The sequence below is a fragment of the Oscillatoria sp. HE19RPO genome (assembly GCF_024220515.1).
Classification (GTDB): Bacteria; Cyanobacteriota; Cyanobacteriia; order Cyanobacteriales; family Laspinemataceae; genus Laspinema.
This window is the reverse complement of record NZ_JAMXOT010000166.1, coordinates 18,005-41,865: the sequence shown is the minus strand read 5'-3', so window position 1 is coordinate 41,865 and position 23,861 is coordinate 18,005. Positions and strand designations below refer to the sequence as shown.

Annotated in this window: 23 protein-coding genes; 13 read left to right on the top strand and 10 right to left on the bottom strand. The window is 46.3% G+C overall.

The genetic code is table 11. From position 1 onward, the window contains the following. Nucleotides 1-18: 18 nt before the first annotated feature. From NG833_RS15975 to cysK, 4 genes are all read right to left on the bottom strand, one after another. Complete coding sequence (locus NG833_RS15975) at nt 19-1,917, bottom strand: ABC transporter ATP-binding protein (protein WP_254566278.1); 1,899 nt, start codon at nt 1,915-1,917, stop codon at nt 19-21. A 278-nt stretch (nt 1,918-2,195) separates the two neighbouring features. Further along, nucleotides 2,196-2,414 carry a hypothetical protein gene (locus NG833_RS15970; RefSeq protein ID WP_254566277.1) on the bottom strand — a complete coding sequence of 73 codons (219 nt, stop codon included), beginning with the start codon at nt 2,412-2,414 and terminating at the stop codon, nt 2,196-2,198. A gap of 265 nt (nt 2,415-2,679) precedes the next feature. After that, nucleotides 2,680-2,994 (bottom strand): hypothetical protein, encoded by a 315-nt coding sequence (locus tag NG833_RS15965; protein ID WP_254566276.1) that lies wholly within the window; start codon nt 2,992-2,994, stop codon nt 2,680-2,682. Between the two features lie 286 nt (nt 2,995-3,280). Next, nucleotides 3,281-4,243 carry a cysteine synthase A gene (cysK, locus tag NG833_RS15960; protein ID WP_254566275.1) on the bottom strand — a complete coding sequence of 321 codons (963 nt, stop codon included), beginning with the start codon at nt 4,241-4,243 and terminating at the stop codon, nt 3,281-3,283. Nucleotides 4,244-4,463: 220 nt separating this feature from the next. Between cysK and NG833_RS15955 the strand changes: the two genes are divergently transcribed. The 3 genes from NG833_RS15955 (at nt 4,464) to NG833_RS15945 (ending at nt 6,392) form a co-directional block, all read left to right on the top strand. Then, nucleotides 4,464-4,610 (top strand): hypothetical protein, encoded by a 147-nt coding sequence (locus tag NG833_RS15955; protein ID WP_254566274.1) that lies wholly within the window; start codon nt 4,464-4,466, stop codon nt 4,608-4,610. Nucleotides 4,611-4,860: 250 nt separating this feature from the next. Continuing rightward, nucleotides 4,861-5,877 (top strand): AAA family ATPase, encoded by a 1,017-nt coding sequence (locus NG833_RS15950; RefSeq protein ID WP_254566273.1) that lies wholly within the window; start codon nt 4,861-4,863, stop codon nt 5,875-5,877. Beyond that, on the top strand, nt 5,874-6,392 hold the full coding sequence (locus NG833_RS15945) for a hypothetical protein (RefSeq protein WP_254566272.1): 519 nt from the start codon (nt 5,874-5,876) through the stop codon (nt 6,390-6,392). The genes NG833_RS15950 and NG833_RS15945 overlap by 4 nt, the downstream gene beginning before the upstream one ends. A gap of 143 nt (nt 6,393-6,535) precedes the next feature. Here NG833_RS15945 and NG833_RS15940 read toward each other — a convergent pair whose 3' ends face one another. Next, nucleotides 6,536-7,741 (bottom strand): phosphoglycerate kinase, encoded by a 1,206-nt coding sequence (locus NG833_RS15940; protein WP_254566271.1) that lies wholly within the window; start codon nt 7,739-7,741, stop codon nt 6,536-6,538. A 195-nt stretch (nt 7,742-7,936) separates the two neighbouring features. On the opposite strand from NG833_RS15940, the gene NG833_RS15935 reads away from it, so the two are divergent. The 3 genes from NG833_RS15935 to ylqF all read left to right on the top strand — a co-directional run bounded on the left by NG833_RS15935 (nt 7,937) and on the right by ylqF (nt 9,740). Beyond that, on the top strand, nt 7,937-8,350 hold the full coding sequence (locus NG833_RS15935; RefSeq protein WP_254566270.1) for a universal stress protein: 414 nt from the start codon (nt 7,937-7,939) through the stop codon (nt 8,348-8,350). Between the two features lie 41 nt (nt 8,351-8,391). Then, nucleotides 8,392-8,628 carry a hypothetical protein gene (locus NG833_RS15930; RefSeq protein ID WP_254566269.1) on the top strand — a complete coding sequence of 79 codons (237 nt, stop codon included), beginning with the start codon at nt 8,392-8,394 and terminating at the stop codon, nt 8,626-8,628. A 248-nt stretch (nt 8,629-8,876) separates the two neighbouring features. Beyond that, nucleotides 8,877-9,740, top strand: coding sequence for a ribosome biogenesis GTPase YlqF (gene ylqF, locus NG833_RS15925; protein WP_254566268.1), 864 nt, complete (start codon nt 8,877-8,879; stop codon nt 9,738-9,740). Between the two features lie 31 nt (nt 9,741-9,771). Here ylqF and NG833_RS15920 read toward each other — a convergent pair whose 3' ends face one another. Both NG833_RS15920 and NG833_RS15915 read right to left on the bottom strand, forming a co-directional pair. Further along, a complete protein-coding gene (locus NG833_RS15920) occupies nt 9,772-10,689 on the bottom strand; it encodes a calcium-binding protein (RefSeq protein WP_254566267.1) in 918 nt (305 codons plus the stop codon). Nucleotides 10,690-10,819: 130 nt separating this feature from the next. Continuing rightward, on the bottom strand, nt 10,820-12,034 hold the full coding sequence (locus tag NG833_RS15915; protein ID WP_254566266.1) for a glycosyltransferase: 1,215 nt from the start codon (nt 12,032-12,034) through the stop codon (nt 10,820-10,822). A 176-nt stretch (nt 12,035-12,210) separates the two neighbouring features. Here NG833_RS15915 and NG833_RS15910 point away from each other — a divergent pair, with 176 nt between their 5' ends. Together NG833_RS15910 and NG833_RS15905 are read left to right on the top strand one after the other, a co-directional pair. Continuing rightward, entirely contained in the window at nt 12,211-12,507 is a 297-nt protein-coding gene (locus NG833_RS15910) for a hypothetical protein (protein WP_254566265.1), read from the top strand. An 82-nt stretch (nt 12,508-12,589) separates the two neighbouring features. Then, nucleotides 12,590-13,159: a GNAT family N-acetyltransferase gene (locus tag NG833_RS15905; protein ID WP_254566264.1), complete on the top strand. Its 570-nt coding sequence runs from the start codon at nt 12,590-12,592 to the stop codon at nt 13,157-13,159. A gap of 123 nt (nt 13,160-13,282) precedes the next feature. On the opposite strand, the gene NG833_RS15900 is transcribed toward NG833_RS15905, so the two are convergent. After that, a complete protein-coding gene (locus NG833_RS15900) occupies nt 13,283-13,885 on the bottom strand; it encodes a fasciclin domain-containing protein (RefSeq protein ID WP_254566263.1) in 603 nt (200 codons plus the stop codon). A gap of 925 nt (nt 13,886-14,810) precedes the next feature. Between NG833_RS15900 and NG833_RS15895 the strand changes: the two genes are divergently transcribed. After that, nucleotides 14,811-15,125, top strand: a complete 315-nt coding sequence (locus NG833_RS15895) for a nucleotidyltransferase domain-containing protein (protein ID WP_254566262.1) — start codon at nt 14,811-14,813, stop codon at nt 15,123-15,125. A 222-nt stretch (nt 15,126-15,347) separates the two neighbouring features. On the opposite strand, the gene adhE is transcribed toward NG833_RS15895, so the two are convergent. Beyond that, nucleotides 15,348-18,050, bottom strand: coding sequence for a bifunctional acetaldehyde-CoA/alcohol dehydrogenase (gene adhE, locus NG833_RS15890; protein WP_254566261.1), 2,703 nt, complete (start codon nt 18,048-18,050; stop codon nt 15,348-15,350). Nucleotides 18,051-18,510: 460 nt separating this feature from the next. Here adhE and NG833_RS15885 point away from each other — a divergent pair, with 460 nt between their 5' ends. Beyond that, entirely contained in the window at nt 18,511-18,684 is a 174-nt protein-coding gene (locus NG833_RS15885) for a hypothetical protein (protein WP_254566260.1), read from the top strand. A gap of 460 nt (nt 18,685-19,144) precedes the next feature. Here NG833_RS15885 and NG833_RS15880 read toward each other — a convergent pair whose 3' ends face one another. Further along, nucleotides 19,145-20,503 (bottom strand): NB-ARC domain-containing protein, encoded by a 1,359-nt coding sequence (locus tag NG833_RS15880; RefSeq protein ID WP_254566259.1) that lies wholly within the window; start codon nt 20,501-20,503, stop codon nt 19,145-19,147. A 318-nt stretch (nt 20,504-20,821) separates the two neighbouring features. Between NG833_RS15880 and NG833_RS15875 the strand changes: the two genes are divergently transcribed. From NG833_RS15875 to egtD, 3 genes are read left to right on the top strand one after another with little or no spacing between them, the layout of a single operon-like run. Beyond that, nucleotides 20,822-21,568 (top strand): hypothetical protein, encoded by a 747-nt coding sequence (locus NG833_RS15875; RefSeq protein WP_254566258.1) that lies wholly within the window; start codon nt 20,822-20,824, stop codon nt 21,566-21,568. After that, nucleotides 21,568-22,902 (top strand): histidine--tRNA ligase, encoded by a 1,335-nt coding sequence (hisS, locus tag NG833_RS15870; RefSeq protein WP_254566257.1) that lies wholly within the window; start codon nt 21,568-21,570, stop codon nt 22,900-22,902. The genes NG833_RS15875 and hisS overlap by 1 nt, the downstream gene beginning before the upstream one ends. After that, the gene (egtD, locus tag NG833_RS15865; protein ID WP_254566256.1) at nt 22,895-23,857 is read left to right on the top strand and encodes an L-histidine N(alpha)-methyltransferase; all 963 of its coding nucleotides are present in this window, start codon (nt 22,895-22,897) and stop codon (nt 23,855-23,857) included. Before hisS ends, egtD begins: the two co-directional genes overlap by 8 nt. Nucleotides 23,858-23,861: the final 4 nt, after the last annotated feature.

Here is a 23,861-nt window from a genome sequence, read left to right as displayed (position 1 = left end):
ATGACAACTCCCCCCAAACTACGCCGACACCCGACGCTGTGCTTGTTGTTCTTGGATGCGATCGAGGGTGCCGGTGGGGATGGAGGCGATGAGCGATCGCGTGTAGTCTTTTTGAGGGTTGCTGTAAATGCTTTCTGCCGGACCGACTTCTTCTACTTTGCCTTTATTCATGACTAGAATGCGATCGCTCATAAACTTGACCACACTCAAATCATGGGAGATGAAAATATAGGTGAGTTTAAACTCCTCCTGTAATTCTTTTAACAAATTCAGCACCTGCGCTTGGACCGACACATCTAAGGCAGAAACCGATTCATCGCAAATAATAAACTTAGGATTTAGCGCCAATGCTCTAGCAATACAAATCCGTTGTCGTTGACCTCCAGAAAACTCGTGGGGATAGCGATTCATCAATTCCGCATTTAATCCCACTCGTTCTAATAAATAGGCCGATCGCTCTCTTCGGTGGCGCGAACTCTCACCCACTCCATGTATTTTCAACGGTTCCATCACTAAGTTCCCAATGCTCATCCGTGGATTGAGGGAACTAAACGGATTTTGGAAGACAATTTGCATTTCTCGGCGCACTTGTCGCAACGCTTTCCCTGCAAGTTTACCCACATCTTGCCCTTCAAATAAGACGTTTCCAGCAGTGGGTTCAATTAATCTTAATAAGGTGCGAGCGAGGGTGGTTTTACCACAACCGGATTCTCCCACCAATCCCAAGGTTTCTCCCGGATACACTTCAAAAGAAACCCCATTCACTGCCATTACATAGCGTTGGGTTTCTCCAAAGACCCCGCGCACCGGAAAAGCAACTTCTAGGTTACGAACTTCTAATAAGGGGGACTTTTGCTGTAAGTTGGTTAACCGTTGTTGTACGTCCGCCGCACTGACTTCTTGGATGTTTGTTACTCCGTCAAGGGATTCGTGAGTTTCGCTGTGTTTTTCCCGAATCTCGCGATCGCCACTGGCATTGGTGACCTCTTCCATAAAATCCGAGACTGTCGGCAGATAAATTAACCGGCGATCGGGACGGGGACGACAAGCTAATAGACCTTTTGTATAAGGATGTTGGGGATTAGAAAAAATTTGCAATACCGAACCCTGTTCGACAATTTTACCTTGGTACATCACCACCACCTGATCCGCGATTTCCGCAATCACCCCAAGGTCATGGGTAATAAACATCATGGACATTCCCCTGCGATCGCGCAAATCCCGCATTAATTCCAGGATTCTCGCCTGGACCGTCACATCCAAGGCCGTTGTTGGTTCATCCGCAATCAGCAACGTCGGGTCACAGGAAATCGCCATTGCAATCATCACCCGCTGAATTTGCCCCCCAGAGAGTTCATGGGGAAAGCGCTTCAAAATCGCCAATTTTTGCTGATTCACCTGTTGCATGATTTCCCGTTCCGTTGCCGTTTCAGGCAACTGCACCTGTTCGCGCAACTCTGCATCACTGGGTAACAACTTCACCTCTTGTAAAGCTGCGATCGCCCGTCTTCTAGCCTCGGATTCTGATACTTGATGATGCAACAAAATCGCTTCAGTCAGTTGAAATCCGATATTATAAACCGGGTTCAAAGAACTCATGGGTTCCTGAAAAATCATCGAAATTTTGCCCCCGCGATACTGCTGTTTCGCTTGGGGAGGGAGGGCCAATAAATCGACGGGTTCTTCGTCCTGAGTTCCTCGAAACCAAATTTCGCCCCCGGAAATCCGTCCCGGAGTCGGCACTAATCCCATCACCGCCAGGGAGGTGACGGATTTCCCGGAACCCGACTCCCCCACGATCCCCACGGTTTGACCGCGTTGAACCGTAAAGGAAATTTGGTCAACCGCTTTAACGGGTCTTCCTTCGGTGAAAAATTGGACTTGCAGGTTGCGAACATCAAGAACGGTGTCTGTCATGGAGAATTAGGGGGAAAAGTTAGGAAGATTGTAACAGGGTCAGTTCGATAGATATTGTAGTGTAAGCGGTATTGTTAGAAGAAAAACTGCATCAGTATGCTCTCAATAGTAACCCACTCCGGAGCGGGACTGCTCCCCCGCTACTCTCTCCATCGGGGACCCTGGCACTAAAAACCCAGTCCAAGTCTGGAAAAGCCCCCACGGTGACAGGTTCAGGTTGCTGACCCCTTATTCCCCTCAAAGATGAATATTGCTATCCAATCAAAATCCTAAACTCATCAAATCACTTTTCGACCCAAGGATGAATCCCGCACCCCGTCAAAAACATCGGGTTCGATCCATATTCCCTCAGCATTCAGTTCTTGGCGAAAGGACTGAAGACGTTGCCAAAACTCTCCCCCGGTTTCAATTGATAAGCTAATTTCTTGACCATCCGGAATATCTAGGTCATCAAATATTTCGATATTTCGGCCTTTTTTAATTCCTTTGATTTGCATAAGGTATTGTTTTTAGTCTCTCATGAATAAACTTTTTAAAATTATAACATCCCCATCTAAAAATTTCATCAATCAGACAGAATAGGAAGAGTTTAGAGTCAATCTAGCCCGGTCCCGCAGGGGTGAAGGGTGGAAAAGCAGAAAGAGGCGATCGCTCGCCTCTGTATCAACAAAATCTTTTAATACCCTGACGCACCCAGGGGATTGACTCGGGGATGAACTTGACGGATTCACCTTTCCCCTGGAGGGCGATCGCTTCTTTTGATTACTGCGGGGTAGGGTGTTGATGGTTTTGATGATCTTGATGATCTTGATGGTTGGGGCCATATTCTCCGTGGCCCATCATGCCACCGCTATTCATGTTTGACTGGCAATGCTTCATCATTCCCTGCATTTGCCCCCTCATTTCCTCCATCTGCGCCCTCATTTCCTCGTGCTGTTGCTGCATTTGTTCGAGAGTCATGGGGGGGACCGGTCCTGCGGGTCTTTGTGCGAATAAAGGACCCGCACTGACTCCTAATAGGGTCAAACCTGCAACGGCGGTTCCGAGGACGGTTTTGGTGAAGAAACTTGCGTTCATTGCGACTTCTCCCTGGCTGAATTTTTTCCTGTTAAACACAGGATAAACCCTCCAGTTAAGAGGAGAGTCTAGGGGGTTTTACAATTCTTTACAACCTGGTGGAGATGATGCGGGGGCGATCGCCTCGGGAGGGCTGTCTGGGACCTAGTGTTGGGATTATAGCAATTGGAGGGTGGGCAATGCCCACCCTCCAATTGCTCTCTTAGCCCGCGCAGGCGGGCTTCGTCCGTATAGCCCCACCCTTCAGGGTGCGGGTTTTTATTAAGTCCAATTCCCCAAACGGAGATTAACTAATCGCTGCTGCCTCTTGGAGTTCAGGGTCTTGGAATAGAGGCGTGCTCAGGTAACGTTCCCCAAAACTTGGCTGAATCATCACAATCAGTTTGCCTTGATTTTCTGGCCGTTGAGCGAGGCGGATCGCCGCGCATAAGGCGGCACCGGAGGAAATACCGGAGAGGAGACCTTCTTCCCGGGCCAAACGACGACCGTAGGCCATTGATTCATCATCGCTGACCACAATCACTTCATCAATGAGTTCGACATTTAAAACATCGGGAATAAATCCGGCCCCGATGCCTTGAATTTTGTGGGGACCGGCAGATCCGCCAGAGAGGATGGGACTATTGGTGGGTTCAACGGCGATCGCCTTAAAACCGGGTTTACGGGCCTTAAGCACTTCGGCCACCCCGGTTAAAGTTCCGCCCGTTCCGACCCCAGCAACCAAAAAGTCTACGGCACCATCGGTATCTTCCCAAATTTCTTCTGCAGTGGTTTGTTGATGAATCTGCGGGTTAGCGGGGTTGCTAAACTGTTGCAACATATAGGCATTCGGGGTACTGTCCACAATTTCTTGGGCGCGAGAGATGGCCCCTTTCATGCCCATATTGCCCGGAGTCAATTCTACCTTAGCCCCATAAGCGCTCAACATCAATCGGCGCTCTTGACTCATGGTTTCGGGCATCGTTAGAATCAGTTGATAGCCCTTAGCAGCAGCGGCCATTGCTAGGGCAATTCCGGTATTTCCCGAGGTCGGTTCAACTAATACGGTTTTTCCCGGAATAATTCTGCCCTGCTCTTCGGCGACATTAATCATATTCACGCCAATGCGATCCTTAACCGAAGCAGCCGGGTTCATGCCTTCTAGTTTCACCACAATTCTAGCCACACAACCTTCGGCTTGAGGAATGCGGTTTAAATCGACTAAAGGCGTGCGACCGACGAGTTCGGTAATATTTCGAGCTATTTTCATGACTTCACTGAATGGATAGGTTTAGTGGGATGATTGACTGTTGAGAACGGTGTAGCGCCCGGTTGCACTCACCGATTGTACTGGGGTTCCCTTGGGGGATTTTTGAGCTTAACCCGACTCCAGTAAACGCTTGAGAATGGGGGATGGTCAAGGTTGATGTAATAAAACTTTACTCATCAAACGTCCCAGGATGTGAGAAGCGGCTGCCAAGTTTTGATAAATGAATCAATCCAAACCCTATTTCTCTAAACTGCATGGGAGTCGTCGTCAACCCGTGAAAATGACAAAAGATTATTATAGCGCGATTTGGAATGATTTTAATTGTGGATTGGGGCGATCGGCATCCATTTTGATTGCTTTTGGCTAGAATTAAAGGAGCAATTACGACAATTTACATTATTGCTTCATTGGCTCCTTCCTATTTAGGCGGGTATCCCCTAGTTCAACGATTTGTGCAAAAGCAATTATGAGTATTCCCCCACAATTCTGCGATGAATCGCCGGGTTATCATATCAAGGTAGAATTGAAGGAGTAAAAATTCTTAAGAGGGAAGCAAAGCTATCCCTTCAGATAGCAATAGTTGGATGTACCCAATGCAATTTTAAGGAACAAAACAGATGATAAATAGCTTTGAACTCAAGAACTTTGGACCGATTCAGCAGTTTGCCTGTCCCAGGGCCAGCCATATAAATGTCATGATTGGAGGGAATGGCACAGGAAAAACTATTTTCCTGAAAGCACTGTACACCGCCATGCGAACGATAGAAGACTATAAACGAGGTAACGAACCCCGTAGTGCTTCGGAAATTTTATCGGAGAAACTATATTGGACTTTTGAGGTAGACAAAATAGGCGATTTAGTCCGAAGAGGATCCGATGCACCCCTGTCTTTCCAGCTAAGTTTTAATGGAAATTCGTTTTTTTATGAATTTGGCAAAGATACGACTAGAACCATTAATCACATAGAAAATCAGGTTTCACCTCGCGAAAGCAACTCAATTTTCTTGCCCGCCAAAGAAATTCTTTCTCTTCAATCTTTGATTTTACAGTCCCGCGAGCAAAGTAAAACTTTTGGCTTTGATGATACCTATCTGGATTTAGCCCGGGCGCTGCGACAAGCTAAAACAAGGGGGGGAGATTATGCTGAATTTGCTCAATCCAGAAAAAGCTTAAAAGATATTATGAGCGGCACTCTGGAATACGATAATCTATCAGAAAGTTGGCAGTTTAAAAAAGGAAATCAAAAGTTTTCAATTGGCGTAACGTCCGAAGGAATTAAAAAATTTTCTATTATCGATACTTTACTGGAAAATCGGTATTTGGACCCTAATTCTATTGTTTTCATTGACGGAATAGAAGGGGCTTTACATCCCACAGCAATTTCCAAATTTCTTGATATTGTTGTAATGTTAGCAGAGAAAGGAATCCAATTTTTTATGGCAAGTCACTCTTATTTCGTGATTAAAAAGCTGTTTTTAATTGCTCAAGAAAAAGATGACATTTCCATTTCCATATTTTCTGCATCTGAAGACAATTGGAATACGGCTAATGTAAAAGAGGGTTTACCCGATAATCCGATTATTGATGAATCAATTCGGTTGTATCAAGAAGAGGTAAGGCTGGCACTGGAATGACTTTAGACCCTATTATTGAGTCAGGCATGACTTTTGGACCTTATCCCGAAGGACATTGCTTTTATATTGAGAACAGTCAAACCTATCAAGCCCTTCAATCCGATGTAAAAATGGCAGAGTTTCTGCTGCTGCGTGATTCAAACCGATCGCTAGTCTGGATTGTTGAGGCAAAATCTAGCTCTCCACGTCCTGAAACTCAACCCAACTTTGATGAATTTATCCAAGAGATTTGTGACAAACTCACCAATGCGATGGCTTTATGTATTGCCACTTGCCTCAAACGCCATGCTTCCACCTATGAAGAATTACCTGTTCCCTTTCAGTCTCTAGCATTAGAAAAAACTGATTTTCGATTGATATTGATTATCAAAGGACATCAGGATTCATGGCTTCCCCCACTCCAGGATGCACTGAAAAAAGCGCTCAAGCCTACCGTCAAAATTTGGAAATTATCTCCGACTTCTGTTGTTGTCATGAATGACCAGATGGCGCGGGAGACCGGATTAATTCAGTAAAACGAATCCGGTGTAAACCCTCGGGTTAAAGTAGGGGTAATTCATCAAACTACCCCTACTCAACTCCTGAACGAGTTATCCTCTGTTCAGGCAGTGTTACACCCTAAGACTGGGTATTAAACCCGGTCTAAATATTCCAAAACTTAGGCTTCATCTAAGGCGGCAACTCCGGGGAGTTCTTTGCCTTCGAGCAATTCTAAGCTGGCACCGCCGCCGGTGGAAATGTGGCTCATTTTATCTGCCAATCCGACTTTTTCCACTGCTGCCACGGAGTCGCCACCGCCGATGATGGTGGTGGTGCCTTTGGGGGTCAGTTCGGATAAGGTATGGGCGATCGCCTCGGTTCCTTTGGCGAATTTGTCGATTTCAAACACACCCATCGGTCCATTCCAAATCACCGTCTTGCAATCAGCCAGGGCCTCTTGGAAGGTTTTCACGGAATCAGGACCAATATCCAATCCCATCCAACCATCGGGGATATTCTCAACGCTGACAATTTGCGTATTGGCATCGGCACTAAATTTGTCCGCAATCACCACATCCGTCGGCAATAACATCGCCACGCCGCGTTCTTTTGCCTTCGCTTCCAAAGACTTCGCTAACTCTAGCTTGTCATCTTCCACCAAGGAATTCCCCACGCTGATTCCCCGCGCCTTTAAGAAGGTGAAAATCATCCCCCCACCGAGGAGGAGTTTGTCACACTTTTCTAACAGGGTTTCAATGACGCCAATTTTGCTAGAAACCTTAGAACCCCCAATAATCGCCGCCAAAGGACGCTGAGGTTCTTCGATCGCCCCTTTCAGGTATTGCAGTTCCTTCTCCATCAAAGACCCCGCAACGGAAGGACTCAGGTAATGAGTCACCCCTTCAGTAGAAGCATGGGCGCGGTGGGCGGTCCCAAAAGCATCATTCACATACAAATCGGCCACAGACGCCAGTTTTTTCGCAAATTCTGGGTCGTTTTTCTCTTCTTCGGCATAGAACCGGACATTCTCCAATAAGGCAACCTGGCCGTTTTCCATGCCTTTGACCTTGTTTGCCACCTCATCGCCAATGCAGTCATCGCATTTGATAACTTCTTTGCCGAGTAATTCCGAGAGGCGCTTGGCAACCGGGGTGAGGCGCATTTTTTCATTCACCTGACCCTTGGGGCGTCCAAAATGGCTAGACAGAATAACTTTGGCCCCTTTACCCGTTAAATCTTGAATCGTCGGTAAAGCAGCCCGAATCCGGGTATCATCGGTGATGTTACCGGCATCATCAAGGGGTACATTGAAGTCAGCACGAACTAAAACCCGTTTACCGGATAGGTCTGAGGCTGACAAATTTGCTACAGTTTTCTTGGGCATGAAGATCCCTCCTAATTGCGTTTTTTGGTCTGTTTTCTAGAAAATCGGCTTATAGCGCGTGGGATTTAACTCCTGCGCCGAGGCAGTACCCCAAAACTGACGCCAGGAATGGCGTCCTTGATAGATCAATCTCTATCGATCTGGAAGGTTTGCCGTAAACATTTTATCGTTGAGTGCGTCCTAAACACGGCTGCTATGTTTAAAACTGTTCTTTTTCCAATCGATGAAAGTCGCGAGTCCCGTGAAGCGGCAGATACAGTGGCCCAAATGGTCAAAACCTTCAACTCGCGCTTAATTTTGCTCTCGGTGAATGAGGTTCCGGTGGAGGGAGAGGAACCCCCACCTCCAGAACGGGTAATGACCCCGGAGGCGATCGCCGAATTACTCAAAAATGCTCAGTCGATGTTTTCTAAGCTGGACATTGAAGCGGAAACCATTGAACGGGAAGGAAAACCCGCCTTTGTCATTTGCGATGTCGCCGATGAAGTCAATGCGGACTTGGTGATTATGGGTTGTCGCGGCATCGGGTTGACAGAAGAGGGTCTCGCCGATAGCGTCACCAACCGGGTGATTAATCTGGCCCCTTGTCCCGTGTTGATTGTCCCGTAGGGGATAGGGGGGAGATGGGGGAGATTGGGGAGATTGGGGAGATGGGGGAGAGACCATTCTCCCCTGTTCGTAGTAACGACTTCAGTCGTTCTCTTGTCAAAGTTCGTAGTAACGACTTCAGTCGTTCTCTTGTCAAAGTTCGTAGTAACGACTTCAGTCGTTCTCTTGTCTTTGTTCGTAGTAACGACTTCAGTCGTTCTCTTGTCAAAGTTCGTAGTAACGACTTCAGTCGTTCTTCCGGTGCCTTAAAATGTAGCATTTTAAGCTTTATGGTTTGAGCCCTAGACGTGGTTAATCCGGAAACGACTGAAGTCGTTACTACGAACAGTGGATCCGGAAACGACTGAAGTCGTTACTACGAACAGTGGATCCGGAAACGACTGAAGTCGTTACTACGAACAGTGGATCCGGAAACGACTGAAGTCGTTACTACGAACATCGGAGAATGATCTCTCCCCCATCTCCCCCCACTTCCCCATCAACCCATGACAAATGACCAATGACAAATGACCAATGACAAATAACAATGACAACTCCTGACATTCAATGGTATCCCGGCCATATTTCTAAGGCGGAAAAACAACTGGCGGAACAGTTGAAATTGGTGGATGTGGTGTTGGAGGTCCGAGATGCGCGGATTCCTTTGTCTACCCATCATCCCCAGGTGCCGCAGTGGGTGGGGAGTAAAAGCAGAGTTTTGATTATTAATCGGGTAGATACGATTTTGCCCCCCCTGCGCGATCGCTGGCATCTGTGGTTTCAACGCCAGGGAGAAACGCCGTATTTTACCAATGCTCAAGATGGGACGGGGATAAAGGCGGTGTCTAAGGCGGCGAAGGAGGCGGGGATTGCCCTCAATCAACGGCGTCTCGATCGCGGGATGCGCCCTCGCGCTGTTCGGGCGGTGGTGATTGGGTTTCCCAATGTGGGCAAATCGGCGTTGATTAATCGCTTAGTCGGGCGTCGGGTGGTGGAAAGTGCCCGACGTGCGGGGGTGACTAAGCAACTGCGCTGGGTTAGGATTTCTGATGAACTGGAACTGTTGGATGCCCCTGGGGTGATTCCCAGTAAGTTAGAGGACCAAGATGCTGCTTTAAAGTTAGCCATTTGTGATGATATTGGCGAGGCAGCTTATGATAATCAACGGGTGGCATGGGCATTTGTGGATATGGTGAAAGAAATTGAGGCAATTGGGAGCGGATGGATGCCACCGGATGCGTTGCGATCGCGCTATAAACTTGACCCCCTCCCCATTACCGGGGAAGATTATCTGCATAATTTTGCCGAATCCCGATATGAAGGCGATGTGGAACGGGCGGCGAGGCAAATTCTCAATGATTTTCGCAAGGGATTGTTAGGGAAAATTCCCTTAGAATTGCCTCCGGAGTAACGGGGTTCAAGAGGGCGATCGCCTGGGCAAGTTACCCGAGGGCTAGAATCTCTGGCGACACCGGGGTAATTGCCCTTCGCAGTTCGCTTTCAGTCGCATTCAGCACAAGAGCTAAGACTCTACCTGTGGACTCCTGCTGAATGAATGTCCCTTCCATCTGTCCATTTTCATTGGGATCCAGTTGGCCTAGGGACAATTCACTTAACACCAAAATATCATCAGTCGTATAGGTTTGCAAAATAGCGACTTCGGTCTCTAAATCCCGAGTAAATGGTTGAAACACCAAATCATTCACCGTTACGTCTGCGGTGAGTCCAATGCGATCGTTATTAAAATCTAAAATAATATCTGCTTCTTCGGGATTGGTCGAGGCGGCATCGGTGCGCAGGACAAATAAATCTGTACCACTTCCCCCCACCAGGCGATCGAGTCCGAAATCCCCGATTAGGGTATCATTTCCTTCCCCACCTATCAGCAAATCGTTGTCTTGACCCCCTCTGACGAGATCGTTTCCTCGACTCCCAACGACTAAATCATCCCCGCGATTGCCATTGAGAATATCATCCCCTTCTTCTCCATAAACGGCATCATTATCCTGTCCACCGCGCAAGGTGTCATTACCCCCTCGGCCAAATAATAGATCGTTGCCCAAATTGCCGTTGATCAGTTCATCAGATACCGAACCAGTGACCGTATCATCCCCTGCTAAAGCTCTGACTCCCCCTGGGCGTTCAGCGAGTTGTCCCGGACTCAGCCTAAAATCATCGGGACGCAGGGGGTCATCCCGGAGGTCCAAAAAGTCCTCTGGGTTTAATCCATCACCCGGGGGAGGTCCCGGTTCTGTCGGTCCCGGTGTTGGTCCCGGAACCGACACCGGGTCGGGTTCTTCTGGGATCAGTGTACTCAAGCAACCACAGGCTAAATCTCCGGGTAAAACTCCTGCTACCATCTGTTTTTCTCCCTGTTGAAACTCACGTTATTGATTCTTTTTATTGTATGGCCTGATTTCCAATCCTCAACCCCTGGGATGAACCGGATGAACCGCAGGACAAGACTTGTCGGTGGATTTGAGCGTTTCCTCAAATTTTAAATCCCATGTCTTTTAAACTTTGGCGCAACGCTGGACCTGCCGGGGATTTTCGTTGTTCATAGAGGGAAACTGACCGTCGAAAGGCTTCTAATCCATCTAAAATATTGCCGCCTTTGAGTAAGGCAACGCCCAGATTTTGATAGGCTTCGGCATAGTTGGGATTGAGTTGAATGGCTCGTTGATAGGCGGCGATCGCCAGGGGAATTTGCTTTTTCTCTTTTAGGGCAATTCCCAGGTTAAAATAGGCTGAACTCAGGGATGGGTCGATTTGTAAGACTTTTTGATAGGTGGCGATCGCCCCGGTGAGATTTCCGGTTTCAAGCAGGAGGTTACCTAAGTTGTTATATGCCCCCAATTTGATGGGTTCTAAAATCGGCAGGGCAACCGCTTTTTCATACTGTGCTTTCGCTTTGCTCAGTTTCTGTTTACGGGTATAGGCAATTCCCAAATGATAATGCAGTTCATAGACCACCAAGGGTTCTAAGCGCGTACTGGCGGCTAATCCCAGTTTTAATAACTGCATCCCCCGTTTAATCTCTCCAGTTTGCACATACAATGCCCCCAGTTTGCTGCAAGTATAAGCATCGTTGGGATTGGTGGCGAGATAAGATTCCATTGCTTCTCGGGCTCGGGTCAATTTATCTCGGGAGGCGATGGTTTCTGCTTGATAGCCTTGATGTAAAATTGCCACCTCCATCAATGAACCCACTTGCCATTGATTGGATTGCTGCTGTAACATCCGTTGTACACTATCATCAATCATAGCATGATAGGGCCGCTCAAATTGGATGCCCGGTTGATTTCTAAACAAGCGTGAAACTAGGGAATAAGGGGATTGTTGCGCGCCGATTTCTTGGCGAATTAAGTTCATTAACAGATAGGGGTTCCCTTGGAGGTTGCCATTACCATTCACCAATTGTTTGATTTGGGGGACAACTTCCGGGGTCAAGACTTCATCGGCATCTAAGACGAGAATCCAGTCCCCTTGGGCGTATTTTAGGGATTCATTGCGCGCTGCAGCGAAATCATTGCACCAGTCGAAGTGATGAACCTTTGCACCAAACTCCTGGGCGATTTCTACGGTGCGATCGGTGGATCCGGTATCGAGAACCACCATTTCATCCACCAGATCCTTAACGCTGCCCAGACATTTGGGAAGGGTCGCTTCTTCGTTTTTGACAATCGTGCAAAGACTCAGCTTCATCGGAAACCAGTTAAAGGTAAGGGGTCAATTTTATTGTACTGGTAGAGACCCCGGAATGGTAGTCTAAGTTGAGGGCAGTGGGGATCGCTGCCTCCCGAGACCCGAGACGAGAGTCCTCGCCTCAGGGCGGAGGGATTGGTTTATACTGAGACAGCAGAGGATGAAGAGGTAAGAATGTGGCAGAAATTATTCTCAGAACGGATAATCCAGACCGAGTTACGGACTTAATAAAAAGAGCGATCGCTGCTGAAATAGACCGCCTTGAAAAAAATCTGAAATTCACCCAAACAAGACTTCATGTTTTTGAAGATAAATATAACCAACCCTCCCATCAGTTGAAAAATAGACTGAGGGCAGAAGATATGGATGGGGGAGATTTAGAATATTTAGAATGGGCGGGAGAATATCAACTGTTTTTAGAGTTGGATGAACAAATTAAAATCCTCAAAAGTTTAGAATATGTCAATCCATAACGCCAGTTTTTACCTTAAACTCAGATTGAGTGACCTCGGCACTCTCGTCATCCCGTGAGAACCCAATTAGGAGATGATCCTCATGACTCTAGCCCGATATCCTGACTTGCCAACCCTGGAAAGCGATCGCCTCATGCTCAGAAAAATGAGCCTAGAGGATGCACCGGATCTGTTTGAGTATGCCTCAGACTCCCAAGTTGCCCAATACACCACCTGGACCCCGCATCAATCCCTAGAAGACAGCCAGATTTTTTTAAATTCTATCCTCGAAAAATATCAGACTCATGAAAGTTGTGATTGGGGCATTATCCATAAAGGCGACTGCAAATTAATCGGCACTTGTGGTTTCGTCAACTGGGTTCAAGCTCATCATCACGCTGAAATCGGCTATGCTTTATCCCGACCCTATTGGGGACAAGGATATATGCCCGAAGCTGTAAAAGCTGTCGTCACCTTTGGCTTTCAGGAAACCGACTTAAACCGGATTGAGGCGCAATGTAAATTAGCTAATCACTCCTCTGCAAGGGTTATGGAAAAAGTCGGCATGAACTATGAAGGAATCCTCCGCCAACAAATGTTCAGTAAAGGCAGATTTCATGATATGAAACTCTATGCCATTTTGCGGGAAGATTGGGAAAATTTATCCAAGTAAACGGTGTCATTTCAGGGAAAAAGGGAGTTTAGCTCTCTCATTCCATAGCTAAACCCCCAACCAAACTGACTCAAGCCTTGGGTTTAATTCAGTAAATTGTCGCGACCTTTAGGGCAAATTTTCCTACATTTGAGGCGGCAGAATTACTTTATCAATCACATGAATCACGCCGTTACTTGCTTCGATATCGGCTTGAACCACGTTAGCACTATTGACCATAACGCCATCGTCACCCACTGTCACATTGATGGGACGCCCTTCAAGACTGGGAACTTCCGTGGTACTCAAATCCCCAGACATGACTGAACCCTCTACGACATGGTAAGTTAAAATTTGAACCAACATATCGCGGTTTTCAGGCTGCAATAACTGCTCTAAAGTGCCTTCGGGTAAAGCGGCAAATGCTGCATCGGTGGGTGCAAAAACGGTGAAGGGACCTTCTCCAGAGAGAGTATCCGTTAAACCGGCAGTTTCTAAAGCGGTAGTGAGGGTGGTGAAGGAGTCGCTACCGGCTGCAATTTCAGCAATTGTCTGTTGACTCATTGTCATTGTGTTGTCGGGGGTTTGAGCCACAGCTTCAGCGATCGCCTCGTCAGAAGCTGTGCCATTCTCTGCCGCAGTGTTCACTCCTGCCACCACCGGCAATCCCATCATTAAACTCGTCCCTGCCACACTCAAAAAGATAGCAACCTTTTTGTTGAAACCGTTCCAAAACTTAGAACTCATCAGGTTTTTCCTTATATGTGAAAAATCGAAATTGTCGATGTATGAAGTAATGTTACACGACGATTTTCGATTTGACCACTCCAGCAAAAAAATTTTTCAAATTTCCTGGAATAGCGGGGCCTAGCCCCTATCCGTGAGGATTCTAGTCGGAGGCATAATGGGCCTGGAATTGGCATCAGGAAGGGGGCGATCGGTCCAACTTTCCTCACCCTAAAAACCAATGAAATTTTTGCAGGGCAATAACTTTGCCGATAAATTTGGGCAGATTTATCCAAGAGTCCCTCCCCCAAAACTGAGGGCTAGAACAACCCTTTTTTCCCAGATTGAGTCCCTGAACCAAGAGGGGATGAGTCTTACTTAAATGTGAAAATACCGCGCCCCTTGAGAGATTGATTTAGCCCGAAAAGTCAGTCTATCTGGATTTTTTTAGCGCCAATTTAAGGGCATCTCCAAATTTTTGACTTATATTCTCTTTTAAGTGACACTAATCATTAATTAAATATCTATTTTAGGGTAGAGAGAAATTAGGTCAAGATACCCTATTTATTTCGGAGGATGTTTAGCAAGGGCATCGCCTGGACTGACTCCCCTCTATTCCAAGTCATATCAGAGGCGATCGAGTGCTGCTTCCCTTATGAGTTAACCTGTATAAAAACAGGAATCGGCTTACTTTGAGACAGGTAAAAATTAACCGCTTCTCAGATTTCTAAAAAAGTCAGTTATTGATTTATGATGACAGAGCAGATTATTGAAGAGGTACTGTTATGATAACCCTCGTTAAATTAAAGAACTTTAAAGCCTTTGAGGAACAGTCGTTTCAGTTTGAGCCTAAGAACGAGATGGAGGCTATGCTGCCGATCGCGAGTTTAGCGGTTGGATGTTCAATGTTAATCTCTCAACCTGATTTCCTATTCCTGAGACTCCCATGAATCAACAAGAATTGCTCGATCGCCTCAAACAAACAGTCCACGAAGTCGAACCCTCAGCCGAAATCATCTTATTTGGTTCCCGTGCCCGTGGGGATGCCGCATCAGACTCGGATTGGGATTTTCTGATTCTGCTGAATGGTGAGGTTGACCCCGATCGCTCCTTAGCAGTCCGCGATCGCTTATATCATCTGGAATGGGACTGTGGCGAAGTCCTCACCTCCATTGTCCGCAGTCGTCAAGACTGGCAAACTCCGCTTTACCAGTCCACCTCATTTTATCAATCAATTCAAGAAGATGGCATCCTCCTATAAACCCGATATCGCCTCCCCAAGAATCAAGAAAAAAGCCCGCACAGGCGGGCTTTATCCTTATACCAAATCCGGTTTTTAAAAGTCGGTTTTCGCTTTTAGCCCGCGCAGGCACCGCTTCGTCCGCAAGTGCCCCACCCTTTCCTTACGGAACGCTACGCGAACAGGGTGCGGGTTTTTACAGACCTTTTACAACCGGATTCCGTATTAGAGATTAGCTGGACATTACGAGTTACTTTCCACCATCACCGGCTGGATGACAGAAGTTACAGCGTCAGCGCCATTGCCTTCTAACACCTCTTCCTGAGATTCTTGATGATACAAAGCGGAATCGATGCGGCAACCTCGGTAAGCTAGGACATATAACTCCTTGAGGTCGCGAATCAGGGGATAGCGGGGATTAGCACCTGTACATTGGTCATCAAATGCCTGATCCGCCATTTCTTCCACTTCTTCATAGAAGGCTTTGTCATCCCCAGAGAGGGCTTCTTTCAGGGTTAGAGGAATGTCTAACTCTTTCTTGAGGTTCTCGATCGCCTCTACCAAGTTCTCGATTTTCTCTTGTTCGTTCTCGCCACCCAGTCCGAGATAGTCGGCAATCCGCGCATACCGCCATTTGGCATTGGGATATTTGTATTGCGGGAAGATCGCTTGCTTAAATGGCGTGTCGGTGGCATTATACCGGATGACGTGAGAAATCATCAGGGCATTGGCTAACCCGTGCGGGACATGGAAGGTCGAACCCAGTTTATGCGCCATTGAGTGACAGACGCCGAGGAAGGCGTTGGCAAATGCCATCCCGGCAATAGTAGCGGCATAATGCACTTTCTCCCGCGCTTTCGGGTCTTTCGCACCGTTTTTGTAAGACGAAGGCAGATACTTAAACAGCAAGCGAATCGCTTCTAAGGCCAATCCGTTGGTAAACTCGGAAGCACAGACGGACACATAAGCTTCTAAGGCATGGGTGAGGGCGTCGATACCACCATAAGCGGTGAGTTTCTTGGGCATATTTAGCACCAATTCCGGATCGACGATCGCCATGTTCGGAGTGAGAGCATAATCCGCCAGGGGATACTTGATTCCCGTGCGATCGTCGGTGACAACGGCGAAGGGGGTGACTTCTGAACCCGTTCCCGAGGTGGTGGGAATGGCAACCATGATCGCTTTGACACCCAAGGGAGGGAGTTCATATACCCGTTTGCGGATATCCATAAACCGGGTGGCAAGTCCTTCAAATTCGATTTCCGGATGTTCATACATCAACCACATGACTTTCGCCGCATCCATCGGCGAACCTCCCCCAAGGGCGATAATCACGTCGGGTTTGAAGGAGTTCATCCGCGCCAGTCCCTTATTAACCGTAGTCAGGGATGGATCGGGTTCCACGTCGAAGAAGATGTCATATTTGACGCCAATTTCTTCGAGGACTTCTTCCACGGACTTGGTGAGACCCATGTCGTACAACGGTTTATCGGTGACGATAAAGGCGCGTTGTTTTCCGGCGAGTTCCCGTAGGGCGATCGGGAGGGAACCATATTTAAAGTACACTTTGGGCGGAATCCGGAACCAAAGCATATTTTCCCGGCGTTCCGAGATGGTTTTGATGTTGAGCAGATGTTGGGGACCGACGTTTTCGCTGATGGAGTTGCCTCCCCAGGTGCCGCAACCGAGGGTGAGGGAGGGGTCGAGGCGGAAGTTATACAGGTCGCCGATCGCCCCTTGAGACGAGGGGGTATTAATCAGCACCCGCGCCGTTTGCATTTGCCCTTCAAATTCGTGGATATTCTGGGTATTCGCCGGAGATGTATAGAGTACAGCAGTATGTCCCCGTCCGCCAAACTGCACTAAGTCATGAGCTTTATGGACGGCATCATGAAAATCTGTCGCCCGATACATGGCTAAGATAGCCGAGAGTTTCTCGTAAGCAAAAGGTTCAGCTTCAGAAATCTCTTCCACTTCGCCAATCAGCACCCGCGTCTCTTCGGGTACGGAAATTCCGGCAATTTCAGCCAGGGTTTGAATGGATTGTCCGACAATATCGGGATTTAAGCGTCCGTTGACAATGATTTTGCTGCCGAGTTTTTGCCGTTCTTCTGGGTTCAGGAAGTATGCGCCGCGATCGCTAAATTCCTGTTTGACCTCCTCATACACCTCATCCACCACAATCACCGATTGTTCTGAGGCGCAAATCATCCCATTGTCAAAGGTTTTGCTCAGAATAATCGAGGAAACAGCCATTTTAATATGGGCAGTTTCATCAATCACCGCCGGAGTATTTCCAGCACCTACCCCTAAAGACGGATGTCCGGAAGAATAGGCCGCTTTGACCATACCCGGACCGCCAGTGGCCAGGATTAATTTAATCTCCGGATGCTGCATCAACTGCTGAGATAATGGCACCGTGGGCTCATCAATCCAGCCGATCAGGTCTTCCGGTGCTCCGGCAGCTACGGCAGCTTCCAGGATGATTTTTGCCGCATCTCGGGTGCATTCTTTCGCCCGGGGGTGAGGAGAGAAAATAATCCCGTTCCGGGTTTTTAGGGCGAGGAGGGCTTTAAAAATAGCTGTGGAAGTGGGGTTGGTTGTGGGAACGATCCCCGCGAGAATGCCCACAGGTTCGGCTATTTTCTGGAAGCCAAAAGATTTGTCTTCTTCGATAATGCCGCAGGTTTTTTCGTGCTTATATTTGTTGTAGATAATTTCTGAGGCAAAGTGGTTTTTAATCACCTTGTCTTCCACGACTCCCATGCCTGTTTCTGCTACCGCTTTCTTGGCCAGAGGAATTCGGGCGGAGTTAGCGGCTAGGGCTGCTTTCTTGAAAATTTCATCCACCTGTTGCTGACTGTAGGTGGCATATTTTTCTTGGGCCGCCTTGACGCGCGCAATCAGTTGTTCGAGTTCTTGAGTGTTCGTGACTTTGCTGTTCATGTTAATTATTTCCCTATCTCTCTAGTACCACAACATTAACATTTAGATAGGCTTGATCGGGATAGAATTGTCGGTTTTTGATGAGTGGCCTGGGATAACGAGTCCTGCTCGGGTTTGAGCGGATTAATTGTAATCTAGACTACCCATTTTCAAAGTCTGACTGGGGGTAATTCATGGCTTAGATCAGATGTTTGATGCTGATCGGGGGGTGGGATTTTAGGATCTAACCTCGTTTCGCCATTGCTACACCGTCCGTTAAACTTCTATACCTCTATCATAAACAACTTTTGGGATTTTAGGACAGCAGGGGTTAAAATATTTTTTGAAGGGTTTTTATGTAGGGATTCTGTCTATTTTAACACTTTTTTCCCATTTTGCCGAGGCTGAAATCTTAAATTTTTCTACATTTTTTTAAATCACCGGATCGATGCCAATGACTCAGGAACACAGGGGTGAACCGATGCCGAAGCTCAGATCAGGCTCTAAGCATAAGAGTACCTGGGGACATCGCCCAGGATTTTATTATATTTTAAGCTTTCTCTTGCGATTGTTGATGCGGTTGATGCTATGGATCATGAGTGGGAAATTGCCTCGGTTTGCCCCATCCTCTGCCACCACAGTCTCCGATGGTTAGGTGGCGAGGCCACCCCGTTGCTACAGCCGAAAAATTGGGTCGTCCTCAATCGGTGATGCTGGCTTTCTCATGCTGTATAGAAATTCACCAACCTAGCCCTGTCAAGGTGATAAATTTGATAACGAAAAAAAGTGAGGGAATGTAGGGGCGCTTCGAGAAGCGCCTGTCCAAGAGTTCAATTTGATAACAAAAAAGAGTGATGGAATGTAAGAGAATTATATAAAATAGTTTAATATTTGATTGGCTCAGGACTTACGCAATCTATAAAAATGAACCCCGCCCCAAATGTAGAGGCGATTCGCGAATCGCCTCTACATTTGGGTTTTGCCCTCCAAAAATGCGTAAGTTCTGTAATCGCATCTGTATCCCCTGAGTCCGGGAACCGCTATATCCCAATTTCAATACATCAGCAGTTTACCCAGTCCCCACATTCACCCCAAAAAACAGGGCTGTGTCCACCCTAATCACTCAAACTTCTAACATAGTGTTGCATCACCGGGTCTAGGGTTAAAGCCGCAGATTTGTGGAGTAAATTGCGTTTTTTCAGGGATTGAATCGCCTTGAAAAAATCCGAATCTGATAAAAGTTCCGGGGGTTTCTGGCTAATCTCTACAGGTTGTTCTTGGTTAGCTAACCACCGAATGAGGACTTTTTCCGATGCACTGAGGCGTTGATAATGTTGTTTGAGACTCGGTTCTATATTGCCTAAATAGAGGGGAGGATAAGAGAGGAATGTTTCCACACTCCCGTCAAATAGCTCCAGGATAGCCGTAGCGATGATATTTAACCACAAAGGGTTGCCATTATAAAGTTCAATCAGCCGTGACCATTGAGGTTGGTCCTGGAGTTTTTTAGTCGTGAGGAGTTGGCTGGCTGATTTCCCTAAACCGGCAAGTTGAAGAGTTTTGCAGGAGCAGTCTTCGGCTTCTAGGGTGGCAACTTCTAGGGGCTGTTCCCAACTGAGGAGCAACAAACAACTGCCATGAGAAAATCGCCCCATTTCTTCGAGGAAACGACCATAGTTTTGGTATCCCGGGCAGTAATTTCCGACTAACTCCCCAGGGGTCAAGGTGTCTTGAAAATCATCAAGAATGATTAAGCAGCGGTGGTTTCTGAGATAGTCTAAAAAGGAGTTACGAGAGTTTAAATAGTTGATGAATGATTGATTTTGGATGGGGGAAGTTGGGGCGATAAATTCGATGATATGGCTTTGCAGAGCGTTGAGGGTGGGGAATTTGCGATGACTGCGCCACAGGATGCGATCGAAGTTGTCTTTAATCTCTTCCACCAGTTGTCTAGCCAGGGCAGTTTTACCGATACCGGAGAGTCCAGTGAGGGTGATAATCCGGCTTTGTTCGGTCAAAATCCATTGTTTGAGAGTCGCCAGTTCGTCGGTGCGGTTGTAGAAGCGGAGGTTATCAGGGGCTTGGCTGAGGTCGTGGCGAGGTTCTGATTGGGTTTTGGGTGTGGAGGGCGATCGGTTTTTCGGTTTTTTTGAGTTTTTGTATAAATCGTTACAGAAACTTATGTTATTCCCAATATGCACGCCCTCATTGTAAGAAAAAATCCGATTTTCAACGAGCGATCGGACATTCTTTTTTTTAACATTCTCTCCCAAAAGCTCCGATAGAAGTTTCCATAATTCCGATGCCGACTTCCTAACGTGATCGCTACTACAGTGGTATTCCTCAGCAATATCCTGATATCCCTTACCGTCCCACGCCCCCTCTAAAATAACCCGTTGCAGCGAGTCCAGATGCTTCCCTGTTCGGTCAAAAATCAACTCATCGGTCCACTGCAAAGCGTCTTGAATCTCCATAGCTGCTAAAGGGGGTTGTGGTTTTATTGGCTTTGGCCCCCCATTATCCCACATTTTCCCCCTTTTTGCAACAAAATCCTACATTATCCCATTTCTTTACTTTTAATCCATTGATAACTACCCCCCGAAATCCCATTTTTATGGTATTGACGAACTAGAAAAAAATTGAGATGATTAGGGCTATGAATCAGTGTTCCCTAATTAAAGATAGTTATCCTACTTAAAGTAGTAGTTGAAGTTCAATGAAAAATCGCCAAAAAACTGGGCCACAATTTAGGTTTATCACAAAAAGCACCGTTTTCCATTCTGGAGTTCTCAATGTTAATTGAAATCCTCGGACGGGAAAACTATGCACTACAAGTCGAATCGTTCATGCAGTCGCATGGTATTCACAAGATTATCGGGTTCTCAGGTGGTGCTGATGATAGATTGCAAGGAGTCCCAGAAGATGATGATTTGCAGTTAAAGTATATAGCTTTCCGCAATACATTTCATGAACGATTGATATCCGACGCACTCAAGCTATTGCGAGGATATAGGGTTGCCATCTTAACGGGAGGTACTGAAGGCGGTATCCCAGAATTAGCAACCCGAAAAGCAAAGGAATATGGGTTCAAAACCATTGGTGTATTTCCGCGTAAAGGGAAGAAATACACTTTAGGGTCATCTCTATTAGATTTGTCGATTTGCGTAGATCCCATGATCGGGGAAGCCAGATGGGGGGATGAAGGGGCTACTTGGACATCTCTGATTGACGGAATGATTGTGATTGGTGGCAGCGCAGGGACGTTAACAGAGTGTGCTCACATCCAAAAAATCAATGAATCGCTAATAAAAAATAATGAAATGCCCAAATATATTGTTGCTATTTACGGTACGGGTGGCACAGCAGAACAACTTCCCCATCTGTGGGTTAAACCCAATGTGAGAAATGTGTGTATGCCAATGAATCGTATATACACAGGTCGAGAAGCATCCCAGTTTCTCATCGAAAAGCTGGCTTTAGATGACTACTTTGATCCCAGAATCCAACCAACACAACAAAGCAATGGAGAATCGAACTAATGGCTATTTCTGGATTTCCTGAATTTTTGCCTGGAGAGCAGATCACATTCAATCAAGTCATTGATGTCATCAGGAAGGGATTTGAACGGGCTGGTGCTGTACCTATCGAAACACCAGCAGTTGAGCGCATTGAAACCTTATCGACTGCCAAAGGCAACATTAGCAAGGAAGTATATGGATTACGCAGGCTAAAAGCCGAAGAAGGAGATGACGCTACAGATTTAGCCCTTCACTTTGATCTCACTGTTCCCCTTGCTCGCTACGTGGCGGAACACGCTAACGATCTTGCGTTCCCCTTTCGACGCTATCAAATTCAACCTGTGTGGCGTGGTGAACGCGCTCAAGCAGGTCGCTATAGACAGTTTTACCAATGTGATATTGATGTTATTGGAGAAGAGGAACTCTCCCTATTAAACGATGCTGAAATGCCCTTCATTATCTACCAGATATTTAAGGAATTGAACATTGGACATTTTCAGATAAGGATCAACAATAGAAAAATCTTACAAGGTTTTTTGACTCATGTTGGTGTTGATGAACCTAAAGTACCCATTGTTATTGGTATTGTTGATGCTTTGGAGAAAGTTGGAGTTACCCAAGTCACCGAGGATTTAACCAAAGCTGAGTTAAGTGCTACTGCTATCGAGTCCATCCTAGAGTTCTTCTCAAAGAAAGCCTCTAACGATGAATTGATAGACTACCTCAAATCCTTGAATATTAAAGGACAATTTGAAACGGGTTTGAACGAAATCATCACAGTCCTTGAAGGTATTGGTAACTTGGGAGTTCCAAGTGACTACTACGGTATTGATCTTTCAATGGTACGTGGTTTAGATTACTACACTGGCACAATATACGAGACCCGGCTCACTGGTCATGCGGGCATTGGCAGTATATGTAGTGGGGGCAGATATGAGAATCTTGCTGCTAATTTCGCCGGCAAAAAGTATCCAGGTGTGGGCATCTCAATTGGTTTAACGAGGCTGCTCCCAAAACTCTTTGAACTTGGAATTATTCAACCGTCGAAACCAACTGTTGCATCAGTGCTAGTTATGTATCTTGAAAAAGATAGACAACAAGACTATCTTAGAATTGGGGGAATTCTCCGAAATGCTGGCATCAATACCGAAGTGTATCTCGAAGACAAAAAGCTTGCAGCACAAATGAAGTATGCAAACAAGAAGGGGATTCCATTTGTTGTAATTATTGGCCAAGAAGAGTTCGATAAAAATACTGCTCTCATCCGAAATATGGCAGATGGAGAACAACAAAGTGTTCAATCTGAAGATCTGGTTTCCACTATACAAACATTGCTAAGGTGCAGTCATGGATAATTTCAGATTCTATGACTTGCAACCCAAGATCAGCAATTTTCCAGATGAAGTCTTGGCAGGCTTAAGCAAGCAACAGAAACAAATCCCGCCAAAATTCTTCTATGATGAGTATGGCTCCAAGATTTTTGATCAAATCTGTGAGTTAGAAGAATACTATCCGACACGAACTGAATTTGGCATCTTGCAACAGCATTCCTCAGATATTGCTGATGAAATTGGAGAAAATTCTCTCATTATTGAGTACGGCAGTGGTAGTAGCAAAAAAATTGGTTTCCTTCTGGATTCACTGATTAAACCTTTGATTTATATGCCAATTGATATTTCAAGACAGCATATGTTATCTGCATCCAAGACGATTGCAGATAAGTATCCGAATCTAAAGGTATTAGCGGTTTATGCTGATTATACGACAGAAATGCTACTCCCTGAGTATGCTATCTCCTCCGTTCAAAAGAAAGTTATTTTCTTTCCTGGTACTACCATTGGCAACTTAGAGCCAGAGGAAGCAATACAACTTTTGAAGCGATCGGCAACGATCGTAGGTTCAGGTGGTGGAATGCTAATTGGGTTTGACATGAAAAAAGACCCGCAAATTCTTCATGCTGCTTACAACGATTCAAAAGGTGTAACTGCGGCTTTCAACATGAATCTGCTAACTCGCATAAACAGAGAACTAGATGCTGATTTTAATCTGAATAGTTTTAATCACTATGCCTTATTTAACGTGAAAAAGGGCAGAATTGAGATGCACTTGGTGAGCTTGGAGGATCAAATTATTAGTGTAGCAGATCGAAAATTCAAGTTTATAGAGGGTGAAAGTATTCACACAGAAAATTCTTATAAGTTTAGTATGGAGGAAATAAAAAAAATGTCTGAAGAGTGCGGATTTAAGTTAGTAAAGGTTTGGAGTGATAATAATAACTATTTCAGTATTTGTTATTTATCGGTGGTTTAAGCTC

What these genes read in the sequence shown, in the direction of transcription:
- NG833_RS15975 (WP_254566278.1), bottom strand. Translation starts at nt 1,917, where the DNA reads ATGACAGACACCGTTCTTGATGTTCGCAACCTGCAAGTCCAATTTTTC.
- NG833_RS15970 (WP_254566277.1), bottom strand. Translation starts at nt 2,414, where the DNA reads ATGCAAATCAAAGGAATTAAAAAAGGCCGAAATATCGAAATATTTGAT.
- NG833_RS15965 (WP_254566276.1), bottom strand. Translation starts at nt 2,994, where the DNA reads ATGAACGCAAGTTTCTTCACCAAAACCGTCCTCGGAACCGCCGTTGCA.
- cysK (WP_254566275.1), bottom strand. Translation starts at nt 4,243, where the DNA reads ATGAAAATAGCTCGAAATATTACCGAACTCGTCGGTCGCACGCCTTTA.
- NG833_RS15955 (WP_254566274.1), top strand. Translation starts at nt 4,464, where the DNA reads ATGAATCAATCCAAACCCTATTTCTCTAAACTGCATGGGAGTCGTCGT.
- NG833_RS15950 (WP_254566273.1), top strand. Translation starts at nt 4,861, where the DNA reads ATGATAAATAGCTTTGAACTCAAGAACTTTGGACCGATTCAGCAGTTT.
- NG833_RS15945 (WP_254566272.1), top strand. Translation starts at nt 5,874, where the DNA reads ATGACTTTAGACCCTATTATTGAGTCAGGCATGACTTTTGGACCTTAT.
- NG833_RS15940 (WP_254566271.1), bottom strand. Translation starts at nt 7,741, where the DNA reads ATGCCCAAGAAAACTGTAGCAAATTTGTCAGCCTCAGACCTATCCGGT.
- NG833_RS15935 (WP_254566270.1), top strand. Translation starts at nt 7,937, where the DNA reads ATGTTTAAAACTGTTCTTTTTCCAATCGATGAAAGTCGCGAGTCCCGT.
- NG833_RS15930 (WP_254566269.1), top strand. Translation starts at nt 8,392, where the DNA reads ATGGGGGAGAGACCATTCTCCCCTGTTCGTAGTAACGACTTCAGTCGT.
- ylqF (WP_254566268.1), top strand. Translation starts at nt 8,877, where the DNA reads ATGACAACTCCTGACATTCAATGGTATCCCGGCCATATTTCTAAGGCG.
- NG833_RS15920 (WP_254566267.1), bottom strand. Translation starts at nt 10,689, where the DNA reads ATGGTAGCAGGAGTTTTACCCGGAGATTTAGCCTGTGGTTGCTTGAGT.
- NG833_RS15915 (WP_254566266.1), bottom strand. Translation starts at nt 12,034, where the DNA reads ATGAAGCTGAGTCTTTGCACGATTGTCAAAAACGAAGAAGCGACCCTT.
- NG833_RS15905 (WP_254566264.1), top strand. Translation starts at nt 12,590, where the DNA reads ATGACTCTAGCCCGATATCCTGACTTGCCAACCCTGGAAAGCGATCGC.
- NG833_RS15900 (WP_254566263.1), bottom strand. Translation starts at nt 13,885, where the DNA reads ATGAGTTCTAAGTTTTGGAACGGTTTCAACAAAAAGGTTGCTATCTTT.
- NG833_RS15895 (WP_254566262.1), top strand. Translation starts at nt 14,811, where the DNA reads ATGAATCAACAAGAATTGCTCGATCGCCTCAAACAAACAGTCCACGAA.
- adhE (WP_254566261.1), bottom strand. Translation starts at nt 18,050, where the DNA reads ATGAACAGCAAAGTCACGAACACTCAAGAACTCGAACAACTGATTGCG.
- NG833_RS15885 (WP_254566260.1), top strand. Translation starts at nt 18,511, where the DNA reads ATGCCGAAGCTCAGATCAGGCTCTAAGCATAAGAGTACCTGGGGACAT.
- NG833_RS15880 (WP_254566259.1), bottom strand. Translation starts at nt 20,503, where the DNA reads ATGGAGATTCAAGACGCTTTGCAGTGGACCGATGAGTTGATTTTTGAC.
- NG833_RS15875 (WP_254566258.1), top strand. Translation starts at nt 20,822, where the DNA reads ATGTTAATTGAAATCCTCGGACGGGAAAACTATGCACTACAAGTCGAA.
- hisS (WP_254566257.1), top strand. Translation starts at nt 21,568, where the DNA reads ATGGCTATTTCTGGATTTCCTGAATTTTTGCCTGGAGAGCAGATCACA.
- egtD (WP_254566256.1), top strand. Translation starts at nt 22,895, where the DNA reads ATGGATAATTTCAGATTCTATGACTTGCAACCCAAGATCAGCAATTTT.